Genomic DNA, 25,500 nt, shown 5'->3' on the forward strand with positions numbered 1-25,500 from the left:
GACTATTGTCCCAACTTCAGGCGAGCGGTCTCGCCAGTGGTGAACGGCGCTACGTCTACAGGTTGGCCGTTGTAGGCCACTTGCGCGCCACGGGCGAAGCCCAGACGCAGCGTCAAAGGAGGCTTGCCGCCCAGGTCGAGCGTATCGCCCTTACGCTTGAGACCACTGACCAGCACTTTGCCGTTGCCATCGGTGACTTGCGTCCAGCAGTCAGCGACGAAGGTAATTTGTACACGCCCGTCACCGGCGATCAACGCAGGGGTGGTGGGTGGTGAAATCGCAGGGGCTGCCGGAGCGGTTGGCGCCGTAGTCGCTGGCGCCGGGACCGGAGCAGCCGGTGTATGAGCCTGGGCAACCGGAGCCGCGGGGGTATGGGCTGGCGTGGCCGGTGTCACTGGGGCCGGTACGGCAGCGGTCGGGGCACTTTCCGGTTCGGACGGCTCAGCGGTGGCCGGGGTTTCGGGGGCAGCCTGGCCTTGGGCAACGGCCTGGTCTTCCGGCTCATCCAGCGGATGAATCTGGGTGGTGCCGTCGGCGCTCTCGACTTCGACGTGCTCCATGGCGTTGCTGGTCAGGTCTTTACTGCGCTGGGACGTCTGGTCTTGCCACCAGACGAAACCGCCGCCGATCACGGCGATCAGCAACAACAGGCTGACAATCCGCAGGATTGTGTGGGAAACCCGCACCGGCTCTTCAATGCGACCCAGGCCATGCACATTGCTGCCCTGGGAGTCGGTGCCGGTGAACTGGTCGAATTCCTGGACCAACACGGCCTGGTCGATGCCCAGCAACTTGGCGTAGGCGCGGATATAACCACGGGCGAAGGTATGCCCAGGCAGCTTGTCGAATGCGCCGGCCTCAAGGTTGCCCAGGGAGGTGGTGGTCAAATTGAGCTTGAGGGCCACTTCCGCCAGCGACCAACCATTGCTTTCGCGGGCCTGACGCAAGGTGTCGCCTGGGTTTACGCGATTAGCTGCTACAACTTCCGGGTGCGCCGCTTTCATCATTGCTCCGACAGGTATTGCTGATATTCCGGCGTACCGGGATAGAGTCGTTCGAGTTGCTGGCCAAAACGTGCGGCCGTGTCGTGTTCTTCATGAACCGTCGCCAGGCGCACGCCGAGCAATAGACTACGTGCATTTTGCCCGCTGAGCAGGCTAAAACGCTCGTAATAGTCACGTGCCGGCACATAATGCCTGTCTTCGTAGGACAACTCAGCCATTTCGAGCAGCGCTCGTGGCTGATGGCCATTCAAGTGCAGGGCTTTTTCCAGCTGCTGGCGTGCGCTGTCGCGCTGGCCGAGGCGCATCGAGGTCACCCCAAGGTTCTCGAACACCCGCGCGCGCTCAGGATAGAGGGTATCGGTACTGGCTTGCTGGAAATAAAGGGCGGCCTGGCCAAAACGCTTTTGCTTGAACAGGAAACTGCCGTAATTGTTCAGCAATTTCGGATCGGCAGGCCGTGCGGCCAGGGCTTTGTTGAAATACCGGTCAGCCAGTTCAGGCTCGGCCTGGGCCTGGAACACCAGGGCCAGCGCAGCATTGGCGTCGGCATCGTCGCTGTCCAGTTCAAGGGCTTTTTTCAACGGCACCTTGGCCTGCTCGCTCATGCCTTGGCGCAGGTAACCCAACCCCAGTTGCACATAGGCAACCCGCGCCTCGTCACGGCCCTTGCCGGTTTGCAAAGGGCTGTCATGGCCCGATGAAACACAACCGGCGGCGAGGCCGGTAACAAGCAAAAGCAGCGCAAGGCGCAAGGGCATAGAGATCCTCTCTCAGATTCGATTCACAGCAATTTGCGGCAGATCGTCGGCGGCGTTCAATTCACGCACGGCGATATAGCGCTCGCTGCGGCGGGTGCGGTCCATCACCTGCCCGACCAATTGACCACAGGCGGCGTCGATGTCTTCACCACGGGTGGTGCGCACGGTGACGTTGTAGCCGGCCTGGTGCAGTTGATCCTGGAAACGGCGAATGGCGTTGTTGCTTGGCCGCTCGTAACCAGAATGTGGAAACGGGTTAAACGGAATCAGGTTGATCTTGCACGGGGTGTTCTTGAGCAGTTCAATCATCTCGACCGCGTGTTCGACCTTGTCGTTAACATCCTTGAGCATGGTGTACTCAATGGTCAGCACACGTTTTTCGCCCAAGGTCGCCATATAACGCTGGCAGGATTCGAGCAGCATCTTAAGCGGATACTTCTTGTTGATCGGCACCAATTGGTTACGCAATGCGTCATTGGGTGCGTGCAGCGACAACGCCAGGGAGACGTCGATGTGCTTGGCCAGCTCATCGATCATCGGGACCACGCCGGAGGTCGACAGGGTCACACGGCGCTTGGAGATGCCGTAGCCCAGGTCGTCCATCATCAGGTGCATGGCTGCGATGACGTTGTCGAAGTTCAGCAGCGGCTCACCCATGCCCATCATCACCACGTTGGTGATGGCACGGTCGACGGTCGCCGGGACGCTGCCAAAGGATTTGTTGGCAATCCACACCTGGCCGATCACTTCGGCGGCAGTGAGGTTGCTATTGAAGCCTTGCTTGCCGGTGGAGCAGAAACTGCAGTCCAGGGCACAGCCTGCCTGGGACGAAACGCACAAGGTACCGCGCTTGCCCTGGGGAATGTACACGGTCTCGACGCAGCTGCCGGACGCTACGCGCACCACCCACTTACGGGTGCCGTCGCTGGAGATGTCCTCGCTGACCACTTCGGGGCCACGTACTTCAGCAATAGCCTTGAGCTTGTCGCGCAGGGCCTTGCTGACGTTCGTCATGGCGTCGAAATCGTCGACGCCAAAGTGGTGAATCCATTTCATTACCTGACCGGCACGGAAACGCTTCTCCCCGATTGAGTCGAAGAATTTTTCCATTTCCTGTTGAGTCAGACCCAGCAGGTTGGTTTTTACAGTCGATGTCGTCATGGATTCACCCTCACTCTTTAAGCCGATGCTTAGCGAGTGGTTACTTCGGTAGCTGCGAAGAAGTACGAGATTTCGCGAGCAGCAGCGGCTTCGGAGTCCGAACCGTGAACAGCGTTGGCGTCGATGGAGTCAGCGAAGTCAGCACGAATGGTGCCGGCAGCGGCTTCTTTAGGGTTGGTAGCGCCCATCAGCTCACGGTTCAGAGCGATGGCGTTTTCGCCTTCCAGAACCTGAACAACAACAGGACCGGAGATCATGAAGGCAACCAGGTCGCCGAAGAAGCCACGAGCGCTGTGCTCAGCGTAGAAGCCTTCAGCTTCAGCCTTGGACAGTTGCTTGAGTTTCGAAGCTACAACCTTCAGGCCGGCTTTTTCGAAACGAGTGGTGATCTCGCCGATGACGTTTTTTGCAACAGCGTCAGGCTTGATGATGGAGAAAGTACGTTGAACAGCCATGGTGTAACTCCAGAAACGGTAATTTACGAAAAATTAAACCCGCGAATTATACGCGGGTTCTTGGGTATTGCCTAACTGCGTAAGGGAGGCGTCAGTCCTGCTCTTCTTTCCAGGCAGTCTGGATAGCTTCCAGGACCTTTTCGCCACCGCGATCGCGCTCATCATCAAAGCCTGGCAAGGCCATGACCATGTCACGCAAAGCAACAAAATTCAGGGAATAGGGATCCGTATCCGGGTTGCCGTCGGCCAACAGGATAGCGATCTCTTGCACATCAACCCATTTAAGACTCATGACACTTCCTTGAATCAGTGCGGCGCTTCGGCCGCATGGTTGAGCGAATATTTCGGAATTTCGACGGTGATGTCTTCAGTCCCGACCTTTGCCTGACAGCTTAGGCGAGAAGTGGCTTCCAGGCCCCAGGCGCGATCAAGAAAATCCTCTTCCAGCTCATCGGCCTCTTCCAGGCTACTGAAGCCTTCGCGAATGATGCAGTGGCAGGTGGTGCAGGCGCACACACCACCACAGGCACTTTCGATCTCGATGTGGTTGTCATGGGCAACTTCGAGGATGGACTTGCCGGTCTCAGCCTCAACAACCATACCGTCCGGGCAATGCTCGGCGTGTGGCAGAAAAATGACCTGCGGCATTAATTATTCCTCGATTTCATTCAGGTTGCGCCCGGCCAGTGCGGCTTTTACCGTCTGATCCATGCGGCGGGCAGCAAAGGCGTCAGTGACCTGCGACAAGCGCTTGGTCTGCTGCTCGATGGCGTAACCATCGTTGCCTTTCATCAGTTCGGCCAGCTCCTGCATCTGCAGGTCGATGACCATGCGCTCTTCGGCATCCAGCAAACGCTCGCCGTCGGCATCCAGGGCGCCCTGCACCGCTTCAAGCAGGCGCTGGGCATCCACTTGTTGCTCGCGCAGTACACGCGCGACCTTGTCGTCACCGGCGTATTGGAACGAATCCTTGAGCATCTTGGCGATTTCACCGTCAGTCAGGCCGTAGGACGGCTTGACCTGGATGCTGGCCTCCACGCCGGACGCCAGCTCGCGCGCGGCGACGCTGAGCAGGCCGTCGGCGTCGACCTGGAAGGTCACGCGAATCTTCGCCGCACCCGCGACCATGGCCGGGATGCCGCGCAATTCAAAGCGCGCCAGGGAGCGGCAGTCACTGATCAGCTCGCGCTCGCCTTGCAGCACATGAATCATCATCGCCGTCTGACCATCTTTATAGGTCGTGAAGTCCTGGGCGCGAGCGACGGGGATGGTGGTGTTCCGTGGAATCACCTTCTCCATCAGCCCGCCCATGGTCTCCAGCCCCAGGGACAGCGGGATCACGTCAAGCAGCAGCAGTTCGCCGCCATCGCGCTTATTGCCGGCCAGGGTATCGGCCTGGATGGCGGCGCCGATGGCGACCACCTGGTCCGGGTCGATTTCCGTCAGCGGCTGGCGACCAAAGGCTTCGGCCACGGCTTCGCGAACCCTTGGCACACGGGTTGAACCGCCGACCATGACCACGGCACCGACGTCTTCCAACTCGATACCGGAGTCACGCACGGCACGACGGCAGGCTTTCAGGCTGCGGGCGATCATCGGTTCGATCAGCGAATCAAAGGCTTCGCGAGTCAGCTTGGCGCACCAACTGCCGTAGGAAACGTCAATAGAAGCAGCGTCAGTCAGCGCCTCCTTGGCGGCACAGGCCGTTTGCAGCAAGTTACGCTGCTCGCCCGGATCCAGGTCAGCGGACAAGCCGGCGCTGCTGATGATCCAACCCGCGATGGCGTGGTCGAAGTCATCGCCACCCAGCGCTGTATCGCCACCGGTAGCCAGTACTTCGAACACGCCGCCAGTCAGGCGCAGGATCGAAATATCAAAAGTGCCACCACCCAGGTCGTAAATAGCGACCAGGCCTTCGGCATGCTGGTCCAGGCCATAGGCCACGGCCGCAGCAGTCGGCTCGTTGAGCAGGCGCAACACGTTCAGGCCGGCGAGTTTCGCCGCGTCCTTTGTGGCCTGGCGCTGGGCATCATCGAAATACGCCGGGACGGTGATCACCGCACCGACCAGTTCGCCACCCAGCGTGGTTTCCGCGCGCTGGCGCAGCACCTTGAGGATATCCGCCGACACTTCCACCGGGCTTTTCGGGCCCTGGACCGTGTCGATGAACGGCATATGGGATTCACCACCGACAAAGCGGTACGGCAGCTGGTCGCCCAATTGCTTGACGTCGGACAGGCCACGACCCATCAAGCGCTTGACCGACAGCACGGTGTTCAAAGGATCGGTAGACGCCGCCAACTTGGCCGACTCACCGACTTCGGTGCGATCAGCGTGATAGCGCACGGCGGACGGCAGGATCACCTGGCCGTCAGCGTCGGGCAGCGGCTCGGACAGGCCGCTGCGCAAGGCAGCAACCAGGGAATTGGTGGTACCCAGGTCAATCCCCACCGCCAGGCGACGCTGGTGCGGTTGAGGGCTTTGGCCGGGTTCGGCGATTTGCAGTAGAGCCATGGTAATCAGGTCTTATCTGTCTATCAGGCGCGCATCACGGGCAGCACACTGGGTTAATCGTCGAGGCGCTCTTCCAGCTGGCGCACTTCGTAGGTGAGCTTGTCGAGGAACTGCATGCGCCGCATCAGGCGCTCGGCCTGTTCACGTTGCGCTGCATCGTCCCAACAGGCTGCGAAGCTTTCGTTGAGCTCATCCTGGGCAACTTTCAGACGACGCTTGAAGACCGCGACACCCGCCACATCGGCTTCGTCCTGCAGGTCTTCGAGCTCTTCACGCCACTGCATCTGCTGCATCAGGAAGTCCGGGTCGTGCACGGTCACTTCCAGGGGCAACTCGCCACCGTTCATCGCGAGCAGGTAACGCGCGCGCTTCGGTGGGCTTTTGAGCGTCTGATAGGCTTCGTTGAGGCTGGCCGATTGCTCCAGCGCCAAGCGCTGCTCACGCTCGGAAGCGTCAGCGAAGCGGTCCGGATGCACCCCACGCGCCAATTCTCGGTAGCGCGTGGCAAGCTGCTCGAGGTCCAGCCGAAAACTCGGCTGCAGCTCGAATAAAGCGAAATGACAAGGAGTACCCACGAATAGCCTCAGATGTTGAAGCTTTCGCCGCAGCCACATTCACCGCGTACGTTGGGGTTGTTGAACTTGAAGCCTTCGTTCAACCCTTCCTTGACGAAATCGAGTTCGGTGCCGTCCAGGTAAGTCAGGCTTTTAGGGTCGATGATCACTTTCTCGCCGTGACTTTCGAACACCTGGTCCTCATCAACCACCTCGTCGACGAACTCCAGCACATAGGCAAGGCCGGAGCAGCCCGTGGTGCGAACACCCAGACGAATCCCCTCACCTTTACCGCGCCCATCCAGGGAGCGTCGCACGTGCCGCGCAGCCGCTTCTGTCATGCTGATAGCCATCGTTGACTCCTTACTCGTCGCCAAATGCTTAGATCAAGCCTTTCTTCTGCTTGTAGTCGCGAACGGCCGCCTTGATGGCGTCTTCTGCGAGCACGGAGCAGTGGATTTTCACTGGCGGCAGGGCCAGTTCTTCGGCCAGCTGGGTATTGCTGATAGTCACAGCCTCATCCAGGGTCTTGCCTTTCATCCATTCGGTCGCCAGGGAGCTGGAGGCGATGGCCGAACCGCAACCGTAAGTCTTGAACTTGGCGTCTTCGATAACGCCAGCGTCGTTGACCTTGATCTGCAGGCGCATCACATCGCCGCACGCCGGAGCGCCGACCATGCCGGTGCCGACATCAGGGTCTTCCGCGTCCATCTTGCCGACGTTGCGCGGGTTTTCGTAGTGGTCGATGACCTTTTCGCTGTAAGCCATGGTACTGAATCCTCACTCATCAGGGCCGCTCTGGAACCCTGTAAAAACGCCTGCGTTTACCGCCACGTTCCTACAGAGCTTGGGTGGCGGCTTCTATAGTTAGTGTGCCGCCCACTCGATCTTGGAAATATCGACACCGTCTTTGTACATGTCCCACAGCGGCGACAGGACGCGCAGCTTGTTGACGGCTTCGCAAACCTTCTGCGCGGCGTAGTCGACTTGCTCTTCGGTGGTGAAGCGGCCGAACGTAAAGCGGATCGAGCTGTGTGCCAGTTCGTCGTTGCGGCCCAGGGCGCGCAGTACGTACGAAGGCTCAAGCGAAGCCGAGGTACAGGCCGAGCCGGACGAAACCGCCAGGTCCTTGAGCGCCATGATCAGCGACTCGCCTTCGACATAATTGAAGCTCAAATTCAGGTTGTGCGGTACACGGGCAGTCATGCTGCCGTTGATGTACAGCTCTTCAAGGTTCTCGACCTGCTTGTAGAAGCGATCGCTCAGGGCCTTGATACGTACGTTTTCGGCAGCCATGTCTTCCTTGGCTACGCGGAAGGCTTCGCCCATGCCGACGATCTGGTGGGTCGCCAGGGTGCCCGAACGCATGCCGCGCTCGTGACCGCCGCCGTGCATGGTGGCTTCGATGCGCACGCGTGGCTTGCGGCTCACGTACAGTGCGCCGATGCCTTTGGGGCCATAGGTCTTGTGGGCCGAGAACGACATCAGGTCGACTTTCAGCTTGGACAGGTCGATATCGACCTTGCCGGTGGACTGAGCAGCGTCGACGTGCAGCAGGATGCCTTTGGAGCGAGTCAGCTCGCCGATGGCCGCGATGTCGTTGATGGTACCGATTTCGTTATTCACGTGGATCACGGAAACCAGGATGGTGTCTTCACGCAGCGCGGCTTCGATCATGGCCGGGGTGACGATACCGTCGGTGGTTGGCTCAAGGTAAGTGACCTCGAAACCTTCACGCTCCAGTTGGCGCATGGTGTCGAGGACAGCCTTGTGCTCAATCTTGGTGGTGATCAGGTGCTTGCCTTTGGTCGCGTAGAAATGCGCCGCGCCCTTGATAGCCAGGTTGTCGGACTCGGTGGCACCGGAGGTCCAGACGATTTCACGCGGATCTGCGCCAACCAGGTCGGCAACCTGGCGACGAGCGTTCTCGACCGCTTCCTCGGCTTTCCAGCCGAAAACGTGGGAACGGGAGGCCGGGTTGCCGAAGTTTCCGTCGACCAGCAGGCACTCGCTCATCTTTTGCGCGACACGCGGATCAACCGGGGTGGTCGCTGAGTAATCAAGGTAAATCGGCAATTTCATGGACTTTCTCCTAAATCAGGCTGGCTGGCGTGCCGTTAGCTCTTCGGCTGTCACTCGACGGCGGACGCTTCGATCTTGTCCAGACGCGGCGCCTTGGTATTGCAACGGCGCTGGTCCTGACGCTGGGCTACTTCTTGCACCTCACGGCGAGTCACAAGATCAGCCAAGCTGATACCACTCAAAAACTCATGGATCTGCAGGCTCAAGTCACACCACAAGTGGTGCGTCAGGCAGGTGTCGCCGGCGTGGCAGTCACCCAGGCCCTGGCACTTGGTCGCGTCGACGGATTCGTTGACCGCGTCGATCACCTGGGCCACCTGGATGCCCTGCATGTCGCGGGACAGCTGATAGCCGCCGCCCGGCCCACGCACACTGGAGACCAGATTGCTACGGCGCAACTTGGCGAACAGCTGCTCAAGGTAGGACAGGGAAATGCCTTGGCGCTCGGAGATATCGGCCAGGGACACCGGCCCAGTTTGCGCGTGCAAGGCCAAATCAAGCATGGCGGTCACCGCGTATCGGCCTTTTGTAGTCAGTCTCATGGACAAGTACCAAGGTGTTTCAGAATGGGAGCAAGTATGCGATTCCCGAGTATTTAAGTCAACTATAAGACCTAGTACTTTAGTCAGGATTACCCGTAAAAAGGGCGCGCGAATCATAGCAGGACGGGGCGAGGACGAACAGCGGCAGCGCGGCGATGGCTCGATATCGAGACCAATGGAGATCACATGTGGGAGGGGGCTTGCCCCCCGATAGCGGTGGATCAGTCAATATATTGGGTGACTGACAGATGGCCATCGGGGGGGGGGGGCAAGCCTCCCACCTGGGCCTAGCAGCAAATGTGAGATCTCAGCCAGCTTTGGTGGCGGGCTCACTCTTGATCTCGGCGAAGTCCTCTTCGCGCAGCTCAGGCAGGTCTTTCGCACAGTAGCTGCTGCCCAATTCCTTCAGCGCGCCGCACATACCGTCCAGCTTGCCGTCCACCGCTTGCAGGTGGTCAAGCAACTGGCCGATGGCGCGCGCGACAGGGTCGGGCATGTCTTCGCTGACACCGTAGGCATCGAAACCGATTTTTTCGGCCATGGCCTTGCGCTTGGCTTCCTGCTCATCGCCCACTTCCGGCTTGACGATGATCCGCCCCGGAATCCCCACTACAGTGGCGCCGGCCGGCACGGCCTTGGTCACCACGGCGTTGGAGCCGACTTTGGCGCCAGCGCCTACGGTGAACGGACCAAGCACCTTGGCGCCCGCACCCACCACCACACCATCCTCCAGCGTCGGGTGGCGCTTACCCTTGTTCCAGCTGGTGCCGCCCAATGTCACGCCCTGGTAGAGGGTCACGTCGTCACCAATCTCGGCAGTCTCGCCAATGACGATGCCCATACCGTGATCGATAAAGAAGCGACGTCCCACCTTGGCACCTGGGTGAATCTCGATCCCGGTCAACCAGCGGCCGAAGTTCGACACCAGCCGCGCCAACCATTTCCAGCCCATATTCCACAAGGCGCCGGACAGGCGATGGATCCAGATCGCGTGCATGCCCGGGTAGCAGGTCAGCACCTCAAAGGCGTTGCGCGCCGCCGGGTCACGATGGAAAACACTCTGGATATCTTCTCGCAAACGCTCGAACATTTTTAATCCTTCCGCTTAAGAAGCTCGCCACGGGCCGCTTTCTGGGTTTCCGTGAGGATGCCACGCAATATATTCATTTCCGCTCGACTGACCGAGCTGCGCCCGTACAGGCGGCGCAGGCGCGCCATCAAGTGCCGAGGTTTTTCCGGATCGAGGAATTCGATGGCCACCAGGGTTTGCTCCAGGTGCTCATAGAACCGCTCCAGCTCGTCCATGGTGGCCAGTTCGCCACTCTTGGTCGACGCCACTTCATCCTTCTCTACCTTGCTCGGCTGCCCTTCAGCGGCCAGCCAGGCCATGCGCACTTCGTAACTCAACACCTGCACCGCTGCCCCGAGGTTCAGCGAACTGAACCCAGGGTCTGATGGAATGTGCACGTGATAATGACATCGTTGCAGCTCTTCATTGGTGAGGCCGGAGTCTTCACGGCCGAATACCAGGGCGATTTCAGCACCGCCGGCCGCCTCTTCCACTACCTTGGTACCGCACTCACGCGGATCCAGCAGCGGCCAGGGGATGCGGCGGTCACGGGCGCTGGTGCCAAGCACCAGGTTGCAGCCGACCAAGGCGTCTTCCAGAGTGGCGACCACCTGGGCTTTTTCCAGGATGTCATTGGCGCCGGATGCGCGGGCATCGGCCTCGTGGTGCGGGAACACGCGCGGTTCGACCAGCACCAGGCGCGTCAGCCCCATGTTTTTCATGGCTCGCGCCACCCCGCCGATATTGCCGGGATGACTGGTATTGACCAAGACGACACGAATGTTTTGCAGCAAGGTAGGCGCTCTCGGACACGGGAAAGGGGAGCAAATCTTACAGAACAGCCTAAGGTTATGCCATGAAAGCTAACGTCGTCCTTCACCTGAAGAAAGTTTCTGCTAGAATGCTCGGCTTTCTTTAACAACCTTAGGTGACACATCCATGCAGCCCATGCTGAATATCGCGCTGCGCGCCGCCCGCAGCGCCAGTGAATTGATCTTCCGCTCCATCGAGCGCCTGGATACCATCAAGGTCGACGAAAAAGACGCCAAGGATTATGTGTCCGAGGTGGATCGCGCCGCTGAACAGAAGATCATCGACGCGCTGCGCAAGGCCTACCCTACCCACGGCATCCTCGGCGAGGAAACCGGCCTGCACAAAGGCAGCGGCGAAGGCGAAGACTACCTGTGGATCATCGACCCACTGGATGGCACCACCAACTTCCTGCGCGGCATCCCGCACTTTGCCGTCAGCATTGCCTGCAAATACCGTGGCCGCCTGGAACACGCTGTAGTACTCGATCCTGTTCGCCAGGAAGAATTCACCGCCAGCCGTGGCCGTGGTGCCCAGCTGAACGGTCGTCGCCTGCGCGTCAGCGGTCGCACCAGCCTGGACGGCGCCCTGCTGGGTACCGGCTTCCCGTTCCGTGACGACCAGATGGACAACCTGGAGAACTACCTGGGCATGTTCCGCGCCCTGGTTGGCCAGACTGCCGGCATCCGTCGTGCTGGCGCGGCCAGCCTGGACCTGGCCTATGTGGCTGCCGGTCGTTTTGATGCGTTCTGGGAGTCGGGCCTGTCCGAGTGGGACATGGCTGCAGGCGCCCTGCTGATCCAAGAGGCCGGCGGCCTGGTGAGCGACTTCACCGGCGGTCATGACTTCCTGGAAAAAGGCCACGTCGTTGCCGGCAACACCAAATGCTTCAAGGCAGTACTGACGGCGATCCAGCCGCACCTGCCGGCTTCGCTGAAGCGCTAAGCGAGCGAGCAAAAAAAAGCACCCTGCGGGGTGCTTTTTTTATGCCTGGGATTTGCTTGGTGTGAGCTTAAATACCAACACCACCACAAATCAAATACAAGAGAAGACTTACTGCTGGTTCTGGCCCAGGACGAGACGCCCTTCCTTGTCGACTGGAATCTGGCCGCCCGGATCACGATCCATGCGCACCGAACCTTCCTTGCCATCCAAGGTGTAACGCACGTCATAGCCAACGACCTTGTCACTGATGTCGTTGACGGTGTTACAGCGAGTCTGGGTGGTGGTATAGGTATCGCGGTTCTGCATACCTTCCTGAACCTTGTTACCGGCGTAACCACCACCGACCGCACCGGCCACAGTGGCCAGCTTCTTGCCGTTACCGCCACCGACCTGGTTACCCAACAGGCCACCGGCCAGCGCACCAACCACCGTACCGACGATCTGATGTTGATCCTGCACCGGCTTCTGCCGGGTCACTGCGACGTCCTTGCAGACTTCGCGAGGTGTTTTAATCTGGGTTTTCACCGGCTGCACCGCCAGCACTTGCGCATACTCAGGGCCGCTTTTTACCAGGCTGTAGGTGGCAACAGCACCCCCGGCAGTTACACCGACAGCACCCAATACCGCACCAACCAGTAACGACTTGTTCACGTTGAACCTCCTGACCATCACAAACGGACCGAAAGATCCGCGCTATACCCAGCCTTGGAGCAAAAAAAAAGGCACGAGTTCAATACTCGTGCCTTTTTTGTAACAGCAGATCAACAAGCGCCCCTCAAGGACGGTCGTCGACCTCCTTGCCAGTGGCGGCAGGAGGGATCAGGTCTTCGCTGTTGAGGTTCAGCCAGATCAGCACCACGTTGGCGATGTAGATCGACGAGTAGGTGCCTGCCAGGACGCCGATGAACAGCGCCAGGGAGAAGCCCCACAGGTTGTCGCCACCGAAGATCATCAGCGCCGCGATCGCCAGCAAGGTGGAGATCGACGTCGCCATGGTCCGCAGCAGGGTCTGGGTGGTGGAGATGTTGATGTTCTCGATCAGCGACGCCTTGCGCAGTACGCGGAAGTTCTCGCGAACCCGGTCGAATACCACGATGGTGTCATTGAGGGAGTAACCAATGATCGCCAGCACGGCCGCCAGCACGGTCAGGTCGAAGGTGATCTGGAAGTACGCCAGGATACCCACGGTCACGATCACGTCGTGGATCAGCGACACAATGGCGCCGACACCGAACTTCCACTGAAAGCGGAAAGCCAGGTAGATCATGATACCGACCAGCGCCATCAGCATGCCGAGGCCGCCCTGGTCGCGCAGCTCTTCACCCACTTGCGGGCCCACGAACTCGACGCGCTTGACCGACGCAGGGTTGTCACCACCCACCTTCTGCAAGGCTTCGGCTACCTGGTGACCCAGTTGCGGGTCTTCGCCAGGCATGCGCACCAGCAGGTCGGTGGTCGCACCGAAGCTCTGCACGATGGCTTCGTGATAGCCGGCCTTGACCAGTTCACTGCGTACCAGGGTGACGTCGGCAGGCTTCTCGTAGGTCAGCTCGATGAGCGTACCGCCGGTGAAGTCCAGACCGTAGTTCAGGCCCTTATGGAACCAGCTGAACAACGCCAGAACGGTAAGGAGCAAGGTGACGCCGAACGCAATGTTGCGAACGCCCATGAAGTTGATTGTACGTAACATGGCAGCCCCTTAAATCCACAACTTCTTGAAGTCACGCCCGCCAAAGATCAGGTTGACCATTGCGCGGGTCACCATGATGGCCGTGAACATCGAGGTAAAGATACCGAGGGACATGGTTACCGCAAAACCTTTGACCGGGCCGGTGCCCATGGCAAAGAGAATCCCGCCAACCAGCAATGTGGTCAGGTTGGAGTCGAGAATCGCGGTAAATGCCCGGCCGAAGCCTTCGTTGATTGCACGCTGTACGGTCATGCCGGCGGCGATCTCTTCACGAATCCGCGAGAAGATCAGCACGTTGGCGTCTACCGCCATACCCATGGTGAGTACGATACCGGCGATACCTGGCAAGGTCAGCGTAGCGCCCAGCAGCGACATCAGGGCCAGCAGCATCACCATGTTGCCCGCCAGGGCCACGGTGGCAATGATGCCGAAGAAGCGATAGATGGCGATGATGAACAGCGACACGAACAGCATGCCCCACAAGGCCGCGTCGATACCCTTGGTGATGTTGTCGGCACCCAGGCTCGGGCCGATGGTACGCTCTTCAGCGAAGTACATCGGCGCAGCCAGGCCACCGGCACGCAGCAACAGGGCCAGCTCCGAGGATTCGCCCTGGCCGTTCAGGCCGGTGATGCGGAATTGAGCACCCAGCGGCGACTGGATGGTCGCCAGGCTGATGATCTTCTTCTCTTCCTTGAAGGTCTGCACCGGTACGTCTTTCTCGACGCCGTTGACCATTTGCTTGGTGTAGGTGGTCACCGGGCGCTGCTCGATGAAGATCACCGCCATGCTGCGACCAACGTTGCTGCGCGTGGCGCGGCTCATCAGTTCGCCGCCGTGGCCATCCAGGCGGATGTTCACTTCAGGGGTACCGTGCTCGCCGAAACCGGCCTTGGCGTCGGTCACCTGGTCACCGGTGATGATCAAGCCACGCTCGATCAGCGCCGGAGGACGGTTGCCTTCACGGAACTCGAACTCTTCGGAAGTTGCACGGGAAGCACCCGGCTCAGCCGCAAGACGGAACTCCAGGTTGGCGGTTTTACCCAGGATACGCTTGGCTTCAGCGGTGTCCTGCACGCCCGGCAGCTCAACCACGATGCGGTTGGCGCCCTGACGCTGAACAATCGGCTCGGCCACACCCAGCTCGTTGACGCGGTTACGTACCGTGGTCAAGTTCTGCTTGATGGAGTATTCGCGGATTTCCGCGATTTTGGCCGGGCTCATCGCCAGACGCAGTACCGCCTGACCATTCAGGTCGGCCGGTACGATGTCGAAATCGTTGAAGTTCTTGCGGATCAGCGCACGGGCCTGTTCACGGGAGGCCTCGTCAGAGAAGCCCAGCTGGATGGCACCGTTGAGCTGCGGCAGGCTGCGATAACGCAGCTTCTCTTTACGCAGCAGGCTCTTCACGTCGCCTTCATAGACCTTCAGGCGTGCGTCGAGGGCTTTGTCCATGTCGACTTCCAGCAGGAAGTGCACACCACCGGACAAGTCCAGACCCAGCTTCATCGGGTGCGCGCCAATGCTGCGCAACCACTGTGGCGTGGTCTGTGCCAGGTTCAGGGCAACAACGTAATCGTCACCCATGGCCTTGCGTACGACATCTTTTGCCGGCAATTGGTCTTCTTGCTTGGTCAGGCGCAACAACCCGCCCTTCGCACCAGCTGCCAATGTTGCCGCTTTAACCTGGATACCCGCGTCGGCCAGCGCCTTGCTCGCGCGCTCCAGGTCAGCCTGGTTGACCTGCAGCGAAGTGCTGGCGCCAGTGATCTGGATCGCCGGGTCATCAGGGTAAAGATTGGGAGCGGAATAAATAAAACCGATCGCCAGCACCGCCAGGATCAGTACGTATTTCCACAGAGGGTATTTGTTCAGCATCACGCCGCCCGCTTATAACGCGGGGCGCCTTGCGCGCCCCGTCGATTGGTAAAGGTTGGAACTTAGATCGCTTTGAGCGTGCCTTTTGGCAGCGTGGCGGCGATGGCGCCCTTCTGGAACTTCATTTCCACGGTGTCGGACACTTCCAGAACCACGAAAGCATCGGAAACCTTGGTGATCTTGCCCGCGATGCCGCCGGTGGTCACGACTTCGTCGCCTTTCTGCAGGCTGCCCAGCAGGTTCTTCTGCTCTTTGGCACGCTTGGCCTGTGGACGCCAGATCATCAGGTAGAAGATGACCAGGAAGCCGACCAGGAAAATCCACTCGAAACCACCGCCCATAGGGCCGGCAGCAGCAGGCGCAGCGGCGTCAGCCATGGCGTTAGAGATAAAAAAGCTCATTTAGCACTCCAGTTGCAAATAGTGAATCTTAGGGTCGGAAAACTCAGTCCAAGGGCGGCACAGGGAGCCCGCGCTTGGCATAGAAGGCATCGACGAAGGCGGCCAATGTACCCTGTTGAATAGCCTCGCGCAAACCAGCCATCAGGACTTGGTAGTGACGCAAATTGTGGATGGTATTCAACATGCTACCCAGCATTTCCCCGCATTTGTCCAGATGGTGCAGATAAGCACGGGAGAAGTTCTGGCAGGTGTAGCAATCACAGGTGGGATCCAGCGGCGAATCATCATGGCGATGGAACGCGTTACGGATCTTGAGCACGCCTGTATCGATGAACAGATGCCCATTGCGGGCATTACGGGTTGGCATCACGCAATCGAACATGTCCACACCGCGGCGCACACCCTCTACGAGATCTTCGGGTTTGCCAACGCCCATAAGGTAACGAGGTTTGTCAGCGGGCATCAGGCCTGGCAGGTAGTCCAGTACCTTGATCATCTCGTGCTTGGGTTCGCCCACCGACAAACCGCCGATGGCCAGGCCGTCAAAACCGATCTTGTCGAGGCCTTCCAGCGAGCGTTTGCGCAGGCTTTCATGCATGCCGCCCTGGACAATGCCAAACAGCGCCGCGGTGTTGTCGCCATGGGCATTCTTCGAACGCTGGGCCCAACGCAGGGACAGCTCCATGGAAATCCGCGCGACGTCCTCATCAGCCGGGTACGGTGTGCACTCGTCGAAAATCATCACGATGTCCGAGCCCAGGTCGCGTTGCACCTGCATGGACTCTTCCGGGCCCATGAATACCTTGGAACCGTCCACCGGCGAGGCGAAGGTCACGCCCTCCTCCTTGATCTTGCGCATGGCGCCCAGGCTGAACACCTGGAAACCACCCGAGTCCGTGAGGATCGGGCCATGCCACTTCATGAAGTCATGCAGGTCGCCATGCTTCTTGATCACTTCAGTGCCTGGACGCAGCCACAGGTGGAAGGTGTTGCCGAGGATGATCTCGGCGCCGGTGGCGACGATGTCACGCGGCAGCATGCCTTTAACGGTGCCGTAGGTGCCCACGGGCATGAATGCCGGGGTCTCTACCGTACCGCGCGGAAACGTCAGGCGACCGCGACGGGCTTTGCCGTCGGTGGCGAGCAATTCAAACGACATACGACTCATAGTTGTTCCTCTGGGCCGCGCGGCGCCGGATTACGGGTGATAAACATCGCATCACCGTAGCTGAAAAAACGGTATCCATTGTCGATGGCTGCTTTGTACGCCGCCATTGTTTCGGGATAACCCGCGAAGGCCGACACCAGCATCAATAGCGTGGATTCCGGCAAATGGAAGTTGGTCACCAGGCAGTCGACCACATGGAACGGCCGGCCTGGGTAAATAAAGATATCGGTGTCGCCACTGAACGGTTTGAGCACGCCATCACGCGCCGCGCTCTCAAGGGAGCGCACGCTGGTGGTGCCCACCGCAACCACCCGCCCGCCGCGCGCCTTGCAGGCGCTAACTGCGTCCACGACGTCCTGGCTGACTTCCAGCCATTCGCTATGCATATGGTGGTCTTCGATGTTATCCACACGCACCGGCTGAAACGTGCCGGCCCCCACGTGCAGGGTCACATAGGCGGTCTCGACGCCCTTGGCGGCAATCGCATCCAGCAGCAGTTGGTCAAAATGCAGCCCGGCAGTCGGCGCGGCCACGGCACCGAGGCGCTGGGAATAGACCGTTTGATAGCGCTCACGGTCCGAGTCTTCGTCGGGGCGGTCGATATAAGGAGGCAATGGCATATGACCGACGCGCTCCAGCAACGGCAAAACCTCTTCGGCGAACCGGAGTTCGAACAGCGCATCATGACGCGCTACCATCTCGGCTTCACCGCCACCCTCGACGAGGATGCTCGAACCCGGTTTCGGCGACTTGCTGGAGCGTACATGGGCCAGCACACGATGGCTGTCCAACACCCGTTCCACCAGAATTTCCAACTTGCCGCCGGATGCTTTCTGGCCAAACAGCCGTGCCGGGATGACCCGGGTATTGTTGAACACCATCAGATCGCCCGGACGCAAATGCTCAAGCAAATCAGTGAATTGACGGTGTGCGAGGGTGCCGCTGGCCCCGTCCAGGGTCAGCAGTCGACTGGCGCGACGCTCGGCCAAAGGGTGGCGAGCAATCAGCGAATCCGGGAGTTCAAAAGTAAAGTCAGCAACGCGCATGATGGGGTTCGTCTAGCAGGGCCGGGAAGTCTAGCGGAAATAGTGAAAATAGACCATGAAACGTGATTGACCAACGGTAATCTCATCTCTATACTTCGCCGCCATTGAGCCCTGATGGCGGAATTGGTAGACGCGGCGGATTCAAAATCCGTTTTCGAAAGGAGTGGGAGTTCGAGTCTCCCTCGGGGCACCATATAGCAGTATCTGAAAGTCTCTACCAGACTCTCAGCACCAAAGAAACCGGCCACTTGAGCCGGTTTTTTTGTATCTGGCTATCTACCTCTGTATCCCCTTATCCGTTGTATCCCTGTATCCCTGCTTGTATCCTGAGAAAAATACCGAACTTTGGGATACAAGGATGAAGCGCGCAGATATCAAGCGCCGCCCTCTCGCAGACACAACGCTTGCAGGGCTGGAGCCGGAGTCAAAGGAATACCGGGAGCTAGACGGAAACGGCCTCTACTTCAGGGTCAAACCTGATGGTGGTAAATCCTGGCAGCTACGCTACAAACGTCCGGCGGGTAATTGGGCTTGGATGGGGCTCGGGGGTTACCCAGAGGTCAGTGGTGCGCTGGCAAGAGACAAAGCTGCCAATCTACGCAAAGTAGTGAGTAGCGGCGCCGATCCTCTTGAGCAGAAACGATCCGCTAAAGCTGCAATCGATGCGGCCAAGGCCCGAACGTTTCGAGCTGCCGCTGAAGCTTGGCTCAAGGCAAAAGAAGAAAAGGGCCTCGCACCCTCTACCCTTCACAAAATCCGCACCTACCTCGACAAGGACATACTCCCGGCATTGGGAGATAAGCCCCTCGACGAAATCACCCGCACCGACTGTGCAGATCTCCAGGCATCCCTAGAAGCTAGAGACGCTCACAACGTGGCGGAAAAGTGCCGCACCTGGATCAACCAAATCTTCGGTCGAGCAATTGGTTTAGGGCTCACCGAAAACGATCCGGGCAGCCGCCTTCGCGACATTGCTGCCCAGGCACCCAAGACTCAGCAGCATCCACACTTGCTGGAGCCTGAACTGGCTGAATTCCTCCAAGCACTCAATAACACTCCGAGCAGACTGACGGCACGCACCGCCGCATGGCTTTGTATCTGGACGGCGTCCCGCCCAGGCATGGTCCGCTTAGCTGAATGGAAAGAGTTCGACCTTGAGAAGGCCATTTGGACGACACCTGCTGCCAAGATGAAGATGCGCCGGGATTTTGTATGCCCCCTTCCCCACCAAGCCGTTACAGCACTGAGGGATCTGCACTGTTTAACGGGACGGAGTCGCTGGCTTTTCCCCGGCGTAGGAGCAAAGAACCCAACCATCAGCGAAAATACAATCAACAAAGTCTTCGCTACCATCGGCTACAAAGGGCGTCTAGTAGGACACGGTACTCGACACACCGCGAGCACGTTACTTCGAGAACATGGCTGGCCGAAGGAACATGTTGAAGCGCAGTTGGCTCACAAAGAGGAAGGCATCTCGGGGGTATACAACAAGGCCCAATACTTTGAGCAACGCGTAAAAATGATGCAATGGTACGCCGATCACCTTGATTCCCTAGAGGCCGGAAATGTAGTGCAAGGTCAATTTGGGAAGGCTGTGTGAAGTCGTTAACCCCCGTCCCTTTAAAAAATGGTGTTACGGGTGTTACGCGTGTTACGCCTACCTTCAAGTCATTGTTTTTATTGAATATATTGAGCGTTACACGCGTTGCAAAGCTTCTGAGCACCACGTGTTACATCGAGCAGTCGTGTTACAGAAAGGTCACGCCCTCAACCCTGCTGGCATTGACGCTTTCAGCTGCAAATCGCTGTAACAGCCTATCGGCTTCGGGGCAGCGGGGAGATCTAAATGGACTTTGAACGGGGCATCAATGCAGAAGAGCTTGAACTCGAAATCGCAGGCTTCGATATAACGTGCCTGATGTGGGATCAGGACGACGTCGAGGCAGCCGTTCGCAGTCTTGTGCTGTTTCCGCAGTTCAACGAACACTTCAAAGACGCCTTCGATCTGATCAACACAGCCACCTCGTTCTGGCTTGAGGGGGGCTCATACGCTCCGTGTGCAGAGTCGGTAACAAAAACCCTTTATCGACTTCGCGATCCCATTAGCGAGCATGCCAGTTATGCAGAGGCAGGCTCATTGCCCAGTGTCATTCGACGGTTTCTTGGGGTGAGTCATTCCGCAGCAGATTCACAGCTTACGGCTACCTTTGCCCTGGTCATGGGAACGCAGGCTGTGGAGACGCTTGCAAATTGGCTGTTCGACCTTGAGCTCACCACTTACGACATTGATGCAGACCTGATAGAGCAGCTGAAACACGACTCTCCCCGCCAGTACCTTGCCCTGATCGAAAAAGAGCGGGACCGCAGCAGTGGAAACGAGATCAGGGCACGAGAAGAATTCGCGACGTTGCTAGGCGAGGCGAATCAGGCGCTGCTGATGGCGAGTCTTTATCGCCAGGTGGAGCAAATGGATGTGTTTAAAAAAGGCTTCAACACATCAAGCTTGATGCATCGAATTCTCGACGACGCCTTGTCTACAAAGGCGACGAGAAGGGGTCAGGAAGCCGGCAAGGGGAACCGAGATCCCAACTCAAAAATACAGACCGACACAATGGATAGACGAGCAAAAATCAAGGTTGCTGCCGAGCAAATCATTAACGGCCGAAAAATTGAAATGCGAAGTCTGTCCGACTCTGAACTCACCAATATTCTTTTCAACCAAAAGGTTCACGGTACGGAAAAGACCATCCGACGCCATTTGGAAGCTTTGAAGCTTCGACCTCTGAAATAAAAAAGGGAGCGGACACAGTCCACTCCCGTCCCCCTGCGTAGCGTATGACCCGTTGTCTCAATTAACAAAGGGTTAGCTCGCTATGACTACCGTATTAAAAGCAATTCCCTCGCATGATCCCTCAATGACCCTCATCCGCATGCCAGAGGTCATTTCAATCGTAGGGCTCGCACGCCCGACTATCTACAAGCTGATGCGTCAACCTGAAAGCGGATTCCCGTTGCCGGTAAAGCTGAGTAACAGCAATGCTCGAAGCGCTCCGGTTGCGTGGGTATTGGGGGAAGTTCAGGCATGGACACGCGCACGCATCGCTGCCCGTGATCAGGTGGCAGCATGAAAAATCGTGTCGCCAACAAGGCCATTTTGCAGCCCTTTTCTGTACTCAGAACAGTCGGATTCTCATCACGCGGTATGCAGCGTTTTGAACGTTACCGCACAGAGCAAAAACGCCTGAACCGGGACGTGATGGTGATGCGATGGAGAGATGGCATCTGGTGCGCACTATCAGTTCCCTGCCAAGCCCCGCAAGCAATCATCGTCGACGAAGGCCAACAAATCGACGCCTACGAGGACGCGCGCGCCTGCCTCGAAGGCGACTTCTTGCCCTTTGTCTCCCTGCGCTGGGATATCCATGCCTGAAACGAAAACGCCCCCGGCGGCAACCGGAGGCGTTGAGGTAAATCTTCATGTCTGATCAATTTATGCCGCATCGAAAAAATCTGCAAGTGATCCGCACAGTTGCGCTTTCAAAAAACGGACGTTACTCTCTGACTGTCGCTGCAAAATCAGTGACCGGACTTGGCCGTCCGAATTGCAAAAGGCGCACAAGCGCCCTCCATCCGATAGCAGGCGCTTTTTTTGTGCCCGTCGTATCGTGTTATGGCGGCTGTGCGTGGGACACCTTCGGGTGTGCCGGGTCCCTTTTGCCCCGGTCGGCCAACCCGCGTACAGCTGTCACCCCTACTTGCTTGGCCGCAAGCGGTGGCAGCTCCTCAGCAAAAGGAGCTTTCACAAATGAAACACGCCCTCAATCCGTCCAAAATTCGCGCCGCCGCTCATCGAGCAATGGCTCTCGCCGCTTTACACGCCAACTCCAGCCTCGCTACACGCCTCTCCCGTTACAACGCCCATATGTCAAAGGCTCGCGCCCTGGAAGCCGCAGGGGGTGCCCAATGAGCATGCTCCCAGGCTTCTCACTTCCCGAGGATCTGCTCTGCGTCAGCCAGGATGCTGAAGCCGGTATTCCCATCGACGCCATCACCTGCGCCCTGGACCGCGCCGATTCAGTCCTGATGCTGCTGGAGGATCATTTAGACGGCGATAAACCCGTGCTCTCCAACCGCGTGCTGTCATCCGTCATTTGGGACGTTCGCGGCACCCTGGGCTTGATCAAAACACTCGCCTTGTACGGTGATGCCTCCTCTGTGCCAATGGGCCAGAAAGGCGGTGCCTTGTGAACACTGCCACTACTCTCGGGCGTGTCGAGTTCTCGTGTGCCAACGACACCCACCAGAAACTATTTCGCGTGAATGCAGGCGTGCCGCTTGAGGATGCGCTTGAAGCAATTTCACTGTTTCAGCACTACGCCAATCAACTGACCCTCGATGCTGCCATGAGTAACGAGGGCGAGCGTTTCAGTTGGCCGGCGTTCTACCTGGGCGAGATGGCAAAAGCACTGATCGATGACGTCAACGATGCGCTGTATGCAACGAGGACAGCCCCATGACTCAGCGCACCGGCAACAACTCAAAACGTCCCAGCTTTGCCGATGTGAAAAGCGCTGCCCTGAAGAACATCGACCGCGTGCTTGCCCACTGGCTGCCAAACGGCAAACGCGTCGATGGCGGCAAGGAATACACCGCACCGAACCCGACGCGTACGGACAAACGCGCAGGCTCACTCAAGGTCAATTTTAGCAAAGGCACCTGGGCGGATTTTGCCACCGGCGATAAGGGCGGCGACCTGATTGACCTGGTGCGCTACATCGACGGCGGCACCGATGTGGAAGCCTGCAAAAAGCTGGCGGATCTGCTCAGCGTTTCCGCAGGTGCAGCGACAACCAAAAGCGCACCAACCAAGAACGCAACGCCGGAGTGGATCGCGATTCAGCCGATCCCGGCCGAGGCCATGAACAAGTGTCCTGCCAAGCACCGGCAACACGGTGTTCCGTCCAAGGTGTGGATCTATCGCGATGCACATAGCCAACCGGTCATGGCGCTGTATCGCTTCGACTTGGGCCCAGATGAAGACGGCAAACCGCGAAAGGTCTTTGCGCCGTTGACCTGGTGCAAACGCTCTGATGGGCAAACCACACAATGGCGCTGGCAAGGGTTGCCGGAACCTCGGCCCTTGCTGCGCCTGGATGAGCTCGCACAGCGCGCCGACGCGCCTGTGGTGTTGTGTGAGGGTGAAAAGGCCGCTGACGCTGCCGCTGAACTGATGCCCGACTACGTCGCCACCTGCTGGTCGAACGGCTCTAATTCTTGGCATAAAGCCGACCTGACGCCACTCAAAGGGCGCACGGTGGTGCTGTGGCCGGATAACGATGCCAGCGGCAAGAGCTGCATGGACGCCATCGAGCTCAAGCTGGTTGAGCTGGGCGCGGCGTCAGTACCACGAATCTCGCTCGACGTGTTCAAGCTCAAGCCCAGCAGCAAAGGCGGCCAGCCGACACTCGTCAAAGGTGGAAAATGGGCAGACGGCGACGATGCAGCGGATGCGTTATCCAAAGGCTGGACCGCTGACCACGTCGCCGAGCTGGTGCGCAGCGGCGAGTTTTTCGGCAATGTTGCTGAGCCCACTGAGCCTCAACAACCGAAGGGCAAGGCGCCCGCCAAACGTCCTGCGAAATCAAAAAATGACCTGTTGCCGGGCGGCTTTCGCCTGACGCCTGAGGGGGTGTTTTATTCCGGCGATGATGGCGAGGCGCGTCCCGTGTGTTCGCCTCTCGAAATCATCGCTCGCACTCGCGACGACAAGGGCCACAACTGGGGTTTGTTGGTCGAATTCGACGACCCGGACGGCGCCAAAAAACGCTGGAACATTCCAGCCCGAACCATGACCGGCGACTTCGGCAAGGATGTGCTTGGCCCGCTGGTAGACATGGGTCTGCGCCTTGCCGGGAGCCGATCAGGACGCAACGCACGCAATGACCTGCAGAGTTATCTCGGCGGCTTCGACAGCGCCCAGCGCGCAAGATTGGTGACGCGCCTGGGCTGGCACGACAACGCCTTCCTTCTGCCCGAACAACAGATCGGCTCGCATGCCGAACATCTGCATTTTTATGAAGCCGGTGCCCAGCTGCCACCGATCAGCGAGGCGGGTTCTCTGGAGCAATGGCAGCAGCAAATCGGCGCGCTGTGCGTTGGTAATCACCGCTTGGCGTTTGTCGTCTCTGTGGCCTTTGCGGGGCCTCTCCTGAACCTGCTTGGGCATGAGTCGGGCGGCTTCCACCTCTACGGCGACAGCTCCGGCGGCAAGACCACCCACTTGCAGGTCGCTGCCTCGGTCTATGGCGGGCCACGGCTGGTGCGTTCGTGGCGCTCCACGGATAACGCCCTGGAGTCCATCGCCGCCGCACACTCAGACGGCCTCCTGGTGCTGGATGAAATCGGGATGTGTGACCCACGCATCATTGGCGAAACGGTGTACATGCTCGGCAATGGCACCGGCAAGGCCCGGGCGAATGATCGAGGACAAGCGGGCCGACAGGTGCAGGAGTGGCGCTTACTGTTTCTCTCGACCGGAGAAAAGACATTGGCGCAGCACATGGCGGATGCAAACAAGGAGCTGAAAGCCGGCATGGAGGTGCGCATGCTTGCGGTGCCCGCGGATGCCAGCAAAGGCCTCGGCATGTTCGATGTGCTGAATGGTTTTGAAGACGCAGCCGCCCTCTCCGATGCGCTCAAGGCCCGTGTAGCCAAATACTACGGCACGCCCCTCACCGCCTTCCTGCACGCACTGTGCGCGCCAGCAGAAATGCTCAGATGGACGGTGATCATTCGCCGCACGGTGGAGCAGTTCATCACCCAAAACCTACCTGCATCGGCCAGTGGGCAAGCCCAACGTGCAGCCCTTCGCTTTGGCCTCGCAGCAGCGGCCGGAGAGTTGGCCACCGCCTTTGGCGTCACCGGTTGGCCTGACGGTACGGCCACGACTGCTGCACGGGTTTGCCTGCATGCATGGCTGGCTGAGCGTGGCGGCGCCGGAAACTTCGAGGGCGATGCGATTTTGGCGCGGCTGAGACAGGTCATCGAGCGCTTTGGAGAAAGCCGTTTTACCCGCTGGGAATCTGCCGCCGCCAAGATCGATGAACACGGCCCACGTACGATTGATCGGCTGGGCTTTCGCAAGACGATGGAACACGGCATGGGCGATGCTCTGCACACCACCAACACCTACTACGTGCTGCCTGAAGCCTGGAGGGCCGAAATCTTCAAGGGCATGAACATCAGTGCGGTGAACAAGGAGCTGCTGCAACGGGGCGTGCTTGAGCCGGGTAGTGACGGCAAGGCCTACAGCTTGATCCGTCTGCCAGGGTTAGGGCCCCAGCGCTGCTACGTGGTGAAGACCGTTCCAGGAACGGACGAAGGCGAGGCCAAGGCCGCCTGACGGCGAGCCTGCTGATTGAGG

At 58.9% G+C, this 25,500-nt stretch carries 28 protein-coding genes and 1 tRNA gene; 9 read left to right on the top strand and 20 right to left on the bottom strand.

Annotated elements, in window-relative coordinates; translation table 11 throughout:
- Window positions 1–2 precede the first annotated feature (2 nt).
- From BFP99_RS19395 to trmJ, 14 genes are all read right to left on the bottom strand, one after another.
- Window positions 3–1,004: a RodZ domain-containing protein gene (locus tag BFP99_RS19395; protein ID WP_065924866.1), complete on the bottom strand. Its 1,002-nt coding sequence runs from the start codon at window positions 1,002–1,004 to the stop codon at window positions 3–5.
- Window positions 1,004–1,762: a type IV pilus biogenesis/stability protein PilW gene (pilW, locus tag BFP99_RS19400; protein ID WP_065947926.1), complete on the bottom strand. Its 759-nt coding sequence runs from the start codon at window positions 1,760–1,762 to the stop codon at window positions 1,004–1,006. The genes BFP99_RS19395 and pilW overlap by 1 nt, the downstream gene beginning before the upstream one ends.
- A gap of 12 nt (window positions 1,763–1,774) precedes the next feature.
- Window positions 1,775–2,923, bottom strand: a complete 1,149-nt coding sequence (gene rlmN, locus BFP99_RS19405; RefSeq protein WP_027605416.1) for a 23S rRNA (adenine(2503)-C(2))-methyltransferase RlmN — start codon at window positions 2,921–2,923, stop codon at window positions 1,775–1,777.
- A gap of 29 nt (window positions 2,924–2,952) precedes the next feature.
- Window positions 2,953–3,378: a nucleoside-diphosphate kinase gene (gene ndk / locus BFP99_RS19410; RefSeq protein ID WP_017846179.1), complete on the bottom strand. Its 426-nt coding sequence runs from the start codon at window positions 3,376–3,378 to the stop codon at window positions 2,953–2,955.
- A gap of 91 nt (window positions 3,379–3,469) precedes the next feature.
- Window positions 3,470–3,670, bottom strand: a complete 201-nt coding sequence (gene iscX / locus BFP99_RS19415) for a Fe-S cluster assembly protein IscX (RefSeq protein WP_065924868.1) — start codon at window positions 3,668–3,670, stop codon at window positions 3,470–3,472.
- 14 nt (window positions 3,671–3,684) lie between these two features.
- Entirely contained in the window at window positions 3,685–4,026 is a 342-nt protein-coding gene (gene fdx, locus BFP99_RS19420) for an ISC system 2Fe-2S type ferredoxin (protein WP_065924869.1), read from the bottom strand.
- Window positions 4,027–4,029: 3 nt separating this feature from the next.
- Complete coding sequence (gene hscA, locus BFP99_RS19425; protein ID WP_065947927.1) at window positions 4,030–5,892, bottom strand: Fe-S protein assembly chaperone HscA; 1,863 nt, start codon at window positions 5,890–5,892, stop codon at window positions 4,030–4,032.
- Window positions 5,893–5,945: 53 nt separating this feature from the next.
- Window positions 5,946–6,467, bottom strand: coding sequence for a co-chaperone HscB (hscB, locus tag BFP99_RS19430; RefSeq protein ID WP_027605413.1), 522 nt, complete (start codon window positions 6,465–6,467; stop codon window positions 5,946–5,948).
- Between the two features lie 8 nt (window positions 6,468–6,475).
- Window positions 6,476–6,799 carry an iron-sulfur cluster assembly protein IscA gene (gene iscA, locus BFP99_RS19435; protein ID WP_024077295.1) on the bottom strand — a complete coding sequence of 108 codons (324 nt, stop codon included), beginning with the start codon at window positions 6,797–6,799 and terminating at the stop codon, window positions 6,476–6,478.
- Between the two features lie 28 nt (window positions 6,800–6,827).
- Window positions 6,828–7,214, bottom strand: a complete 387-nt coding sequence (gene iscU, locus BFP99_RS19440) for a Fe-S cluster assembly scaffold IscU (protein ID WP_028617851.1) — start codon at window positions 7,212–7,214, stop codon at window positions 6,828–6,830.
- 99 nt (window positions 7,215–7,313) lie between these two features.
- Window positions 7,314–8,528, bottom strand: coding sequence for an IscS subfamily cysteine desulfurase (locus BFP99_RS19445; RefSeq protein WP_017530022.1), 1,215 nt, complete (start codon window positions 8,526–8,528; stop codon window positions 7,314–7,316).
- A gap of 50 nt (window positions 8,529–8,578) precedes the next feature.
- Window positions 8,579–9,070, bottom strand: a complete 492-nt coding sequence (gene iscR, locus BFP99_RS19450; RefSeq protein ID WP_003194020.1) for a Fe-S cluster assembly transcriptional regulator IscR — start codon at window positions 9,068–9,070, stop codon at window positions 8,579–8,581.
- A 307-nt stretch (window positions 9,071–9,377) separates the two neighbouring features.
- The gene (gene cysE / locus BFP99_RS19455; protein WP_065924871.1) at window positions 9,378–10,160 is read right to left on the bottom strand and encodes a serine O-acetyltransferase; all 783 of its coding nucleotides are present in this window, start codon (window positions 10,158–10,160) and stop codon (window positions 9,378–9,380) included.
- Between the two features lie 2 nt (window positions 10,161–10,162).
- On the bottom strand, window positions 10,163–10,933 hold the full coding sequence (trmJ, locus tag BFP99_RS19460; RefSeq protein WP_027605410.1) for a tRNA (cytosine(32)/uridine(32)-2'-O)-methyltransferase TrmJ: 771 nt from the start codon (window positions 10,931–10,933) through the stop codon (window positions 10,163–10,165).
- Between the two features lie 145 nt (window positions 10,934–11,078).
- Between trmJ and suhB the strand changes: the two genes are divergently transcribed.
- Window positions 11,079–11,894, top strand: a complete 816-nt coding sequence (gene suhB, locus BFP99_RS19465; RefSeq protein ID WP_003175971.1) for a type III secretion system regulator SuhB — start codon at window positions 11,079–11,081, stop codon at window positions 11,892–11,894.
- A gap of 108 nt (window positions 11,895–12,002) precedes the next feature.
- Here the strand turns inward: suhB and BFP99_RS19470 are convergent, their stop codons facing one another.
- From BFP99_RS19470 to queA, 6 genes are all read right to left on the bottom strand, one after another.
- Complete coding sequence (locus BFP99_RS19470) at window positions 12,003–12,545, bottom strand: glycine zipper 2TM domain-containing protein (protein ID WP_015885750.1); 543 nt, start codon at window positions 12,543–12,545, stop codon at window positions 12,003–12,005.
- Window positions 12,546–12,669: 124 nt separating this feature from the next.
- Window positions 12,670–13,584, bottom strand: a complete 915-nt coding sequence (gene secF, locus BFP99_RS19475) for a protein translocase subunit SecF (protein WP_065924872.1) — start codon at window positions 13,582–13,584, stop codon at window positions 12,670–12,672.
- Window positions 13,585–13,593: 9 nt separating this feature from the next.
- Window positions 13,594–15,462, bottom strand: a complete 1,869-nt coding sequence (gene secD / locus BFP99_RS19480) for a protein translocase subunit SecD (protein WP_027605408.1) — start codon at window positions 15,460–15,462, stop codon at window positions 13,594–13,596.
- Window positions 15,463–15,524: 62 nt separating this feature from the next.
- Window positions 15,525–15,863 carry a preprotein translocase subunit YajC gene (gene yajC / locus BFP99_RS19485; protein WP_003175975.1) on the bottom strand — a complete coding sequence of 113 codons (339 nt, stop codon included), beginning with the start codon at window positions 15,861–15,863 and terminating at the stop codon, window positions 15,525–15,527.
- 43 nt (window positions 15,864–15,906) lie between these two features.
- Window positions 15,907–17,022, bottom strand: a complete 1,116-nt coding sequence (tgt, locus tag BFP99_RS19490; protein ID WP_161985738.1) for a tRNA guanosine(34) transglycosylase Tgt — start codon at window positions 17,020–17,022, stop codon at window positions 15,907–15,909.
- Between the two features lie 5 nt (window positions 17,023–17,027).
- Complete coding sequence (gene queA, locus BFP99_RS19495) at window positions 17,028–18,077, bottom strand: tRNA preQ1(34) S-adenosylmethionine ribosyltransferase-isomerase QueA (RefSeq protein WP_065924873.1); 1,050 nt, start codon at window positions 18,075–18,077, stop codon at window positions 17,028–17,030.
- A gap of 108 nt (window positions 18,078–18,185) precedes the next feature.
- Between queA and BFP99_RS19500 the strand changes: the two genes are divergently transcribed.
- The 8 genes from BFP99_RS19500 (at window position 18,186) to BFP99_RS19530 (ending at window position 25,479) form a co-directional block, all read left to right on the top strand.
- Window positions 18,186–18,270 (top strand) — tRNA-Leu (locus BFP99_RS19500).
- 165 nt (window positions 18,271–18,435) lie between these two features.
- Window positions 18,436–19,677, top strand: a complete 1,242-nt coding sequence (locus BFP99_RS19505) for a tyrosine-type recombinase/integrase (RefSeq protein ID WP_065947929.1) — start codon at window positions 18,436–18,438, stop codon at window positions 19,675–19,677.
- A 246-nt stretch (window positions 19,678–19,923) separates the two neighbouring features.
- Window positions 19,924–20,868 (top strand): hypothetical protein, encoded by a 945-nt coding sequence (locus tag BFP99_RS19510; protein ID WP_065947930.1) that lies wholly within the window; start codon window positions 19,924–19,926, stop codon window positions 20,866–20,868.
- 82 nt (window positions 20,869–20,950) lie between these two features.
- Window positions 20,951–21,205, top strand: coding sequence for a helix-turn-helix transcriptional regulator (locus BFP99_RS32275; RefSeq protein WP_026078127.1), 255 nt, complete (start codon window positions 20,951–20,953; stop codon window positions 21,203–21,205).
- A complete protein-coding gene (locus BFP99_RS19515; RefSeq protein WP_065947931.1) occupies window positions 21,202–21,507 on the top strand; it encodes a hypothetical protein in 306 nt (101 codons plus the stop codon). Before BFP99_RS32275 ends, BFP99_RS19515 begins: the two co-directional genes overlap by 4 nt.
- Before the next feature lie 533 nt (window positions 21,508–22,040).
- Window positions 22,041–22,325, top strand: a complete 285-nt coding sequence (locus tag BFP99_RS19520) for a hypothetical protein (protein WP_003175982.1) — start codon at window positions 22,041–22,043, stop codon at window positions 22,323–22,325.
- Window positions 22,322–22,594, top strand: a complete 273-nt coding sequence (locus tag BFP99_RS19525; RefSeq protein WP_065947932.1) for a DUF3077 domain-containing protein — start codon at window positions 22,322–22,324, stop codon at window positions 22,592–22,594. The genes BFP99_RS19520 and BFP99_RS19525 overlap by 4 nt, the downstream gene beginning before the upstream one ends.
- Window positions 22,591–25,479 carry a DUF927 domain-containing protein gene (locus BFP99_RS19530; RefSeq protein WP_065947933.1) on the top strand — a complete coding sequence of 963 codons (2,889 nt, stop codon included), beginning with the start codon at window positions 22,591–22,593 and terminating at the stop codon, window positions 25,477–25,479. The genes BFP99_RS19525 and BFP99_RS19530 overlap by 4 nt, the downstream gene beginning before the upstream one ends.
- Window positions 25,480–25,500 lie beyond the last annotated feature (21 nt).

It is taken from the genome of Pseudomonas sp. 1 R 17 (assembly GCF_900067035.1).
GTDB classification, from domain to species: Bacteria; Pseudomonadota; Gammaproteobacteria; order Pseudomonadales; family Pseudomonadaceae; genus Aquipseudomonas; species Aquipseudomonas marginalis.

What these genes read in the sequence shown, in the direction of transcription:
- iscU (WP_028617851.1), bottom strand. Translation starts at nt 7,214, where the DNA reads ATGGCTTACAGCGAAAAGGTCATCGACCACTACGAAAACCCGCGCAAC.
- secF (WP_065924872.1), bottom strand. Translation starts at nt 13,584, where the DNA reads ATGTTACGTACAATCAACTTCATGGGCGTTCGCAACATTGCGTTCGGC.
- BFP99_RS19505 (WP_065947929.1), top strand. Translation starts at nt 18,436, where the DNA reads ATGAAGCGCGCAGATATCAAGCGCCGCCCTCTCGCAGACACAACGCTT.
- BFP99_RS19520 (WP_003175982.1), top strand. Translation starts at nt 22,041, where the DNA reads ATGAGCATGCTCCCAGGCTTCTCACTTCCCGAGGATCTGCTCTGCGTC.
- rlmN (WP_027605416.1), bottom strand. Translation starts at nt 2,923, where the DNA reads ATGACGACATCGACTGTAAAAACCAACCTGCTGGGTCTGACTCAACAG.
- iscA (WP_024077295.1), bottom strand. Translation starts at nt 6,799, where the DNA reads ATGGCTATCAGCATGACAGAAGCGGCTGCGCGGCACGTGCGACGCTCC.
- suhB (WP_003175971.1), top strand. Translation starts at nt 11,079, where the DNA reads ATGCAGCCCATGCTGAATATCGCGCTGCGCGCCGCCCGCAGCGCCAGT.
- BFP99_RS19510 (WP_065947930.1), top strand. Translation starts at nt 19,924, where the DNA reads ATGGACTTTGAACGGGGCATCAATGCAGAAGAGCTTGAACTCGAAATC.
- BFP99_RS19515 (WP_065947931.1), top strand. Translation starts at nt 21,202, where the DNA reads ATGAAAAATCGTGTCGCCAACAAGGCCATTTTGCAGCCCTTTTCTGTA.
- iscX (WP_065924868.1), bottom strand. Translation starts at nt 3,670, where the DNA reads ATGAGTCTTAAATGGGTTGATGTGCAAGAGATCGCTATCCTGTTGGCC.
- iscR (WP_003194020.1), bottom strand. Translation starts at nt 9,070, where the DNA reads ATGAGACTGACTACAAAAGGCCGATACGCGGTGACCGCCATGCTTGAT.
- secD (WP_027605408.1), bottom strand. Translation starts at nt 15,462, where the DNA reads ATGCTGAACAAATACCCTCTGTGGAAATACGTACTGATCCTGGCGGTG.
- tgt (WP_161985738.1), bottom strand. Translation starts at nt 17,022, where the DNA reads ATGTCGTTTGAATTGCTCGCCACCGACGGCAAAGCCCGTCGCGGTCGC.
- BFP99_RS19445 (WP_017530022.1), bottom strand. Translation starts at nt 8,528, where the DNA reads ATGAAATTGCCGATTTACCTTGATTACTCAGCGACCACCCCGGTTGAT.
- yajC (WP_003175975.1), bottom strand. Translation starts at nt 15,863, where the DNA reads ATGAGCTTTTTTATCTCTAACGCCATGGCTGACGCCGCTGCGCCTGCT.
- BFP99_RS19530 (WP_065947933.1), top strand. Translation starts at nt 22,591, where the DNA reads ATGACTCAGCGCACCGGCAACAACTCAAAACGTCCCAGCTTTGCCGAT.
- BFP99_RS19395 (WP_065924866.1), bottom strand. Translation starts at nt 1,004, where the DNA reads ATGAAAGCGGCGCACCCGGAAGTTGTAGCAGCTAATCGCGTAAACCCA.
- fdx (WP_065924869.1), bottom strand. Translation starts at nt 4,026, where the DNA reads ATGCCGCAGGTCATTTTTCTGCCACACGCCGAGCATTGCCCGGACGGT.
- pilW (WP_065947926.1), bottom strand. Translation starts at nt 1,762, where the DNA reads ATGCCCTTGCGCCTTGCGCTGCTTTTGCTTGTTACCGGCCTCGCCGCC.
- ndk (WP_017846179.1), bottom strand. Translation starts at nt 3,378, where the DNA reads ATGGCTGTTCAACGTACTTTCTCCATCATCAAGCCTGACGCTGTTGCA.
- queA (WP_065924873.1), bottom strand. Translation starts at nt 18,077, where the DNA reads ATGCGCGTTGCTGACTTTACTTTTGAACTCCCGGATTCGCTGATTGCT.
- cysE (WP_065924871.1), bottom strand. Translation starts at nt 10,160, where the DNA reads ATGTTCGAGCGTTTGCGAGAAGATATCCAGAGTGTTTTCCATCGTGAC.
- hscA (WP_065947927.1), bottom strand. Translation starts at nt 5,892, where the DNA reads ATGGCTCTACTGCAAATCGCCGAACCCGGCCAAAGCCCTCAACCGCAC.
- BFP99_RS32275 (WP_026078127.1), top strand. Translation starts at nt 20,951, where the DNA reads ATGACTACCGTATTAAAAGCAATTCCCTCGCATGATCCCTCAATGACC.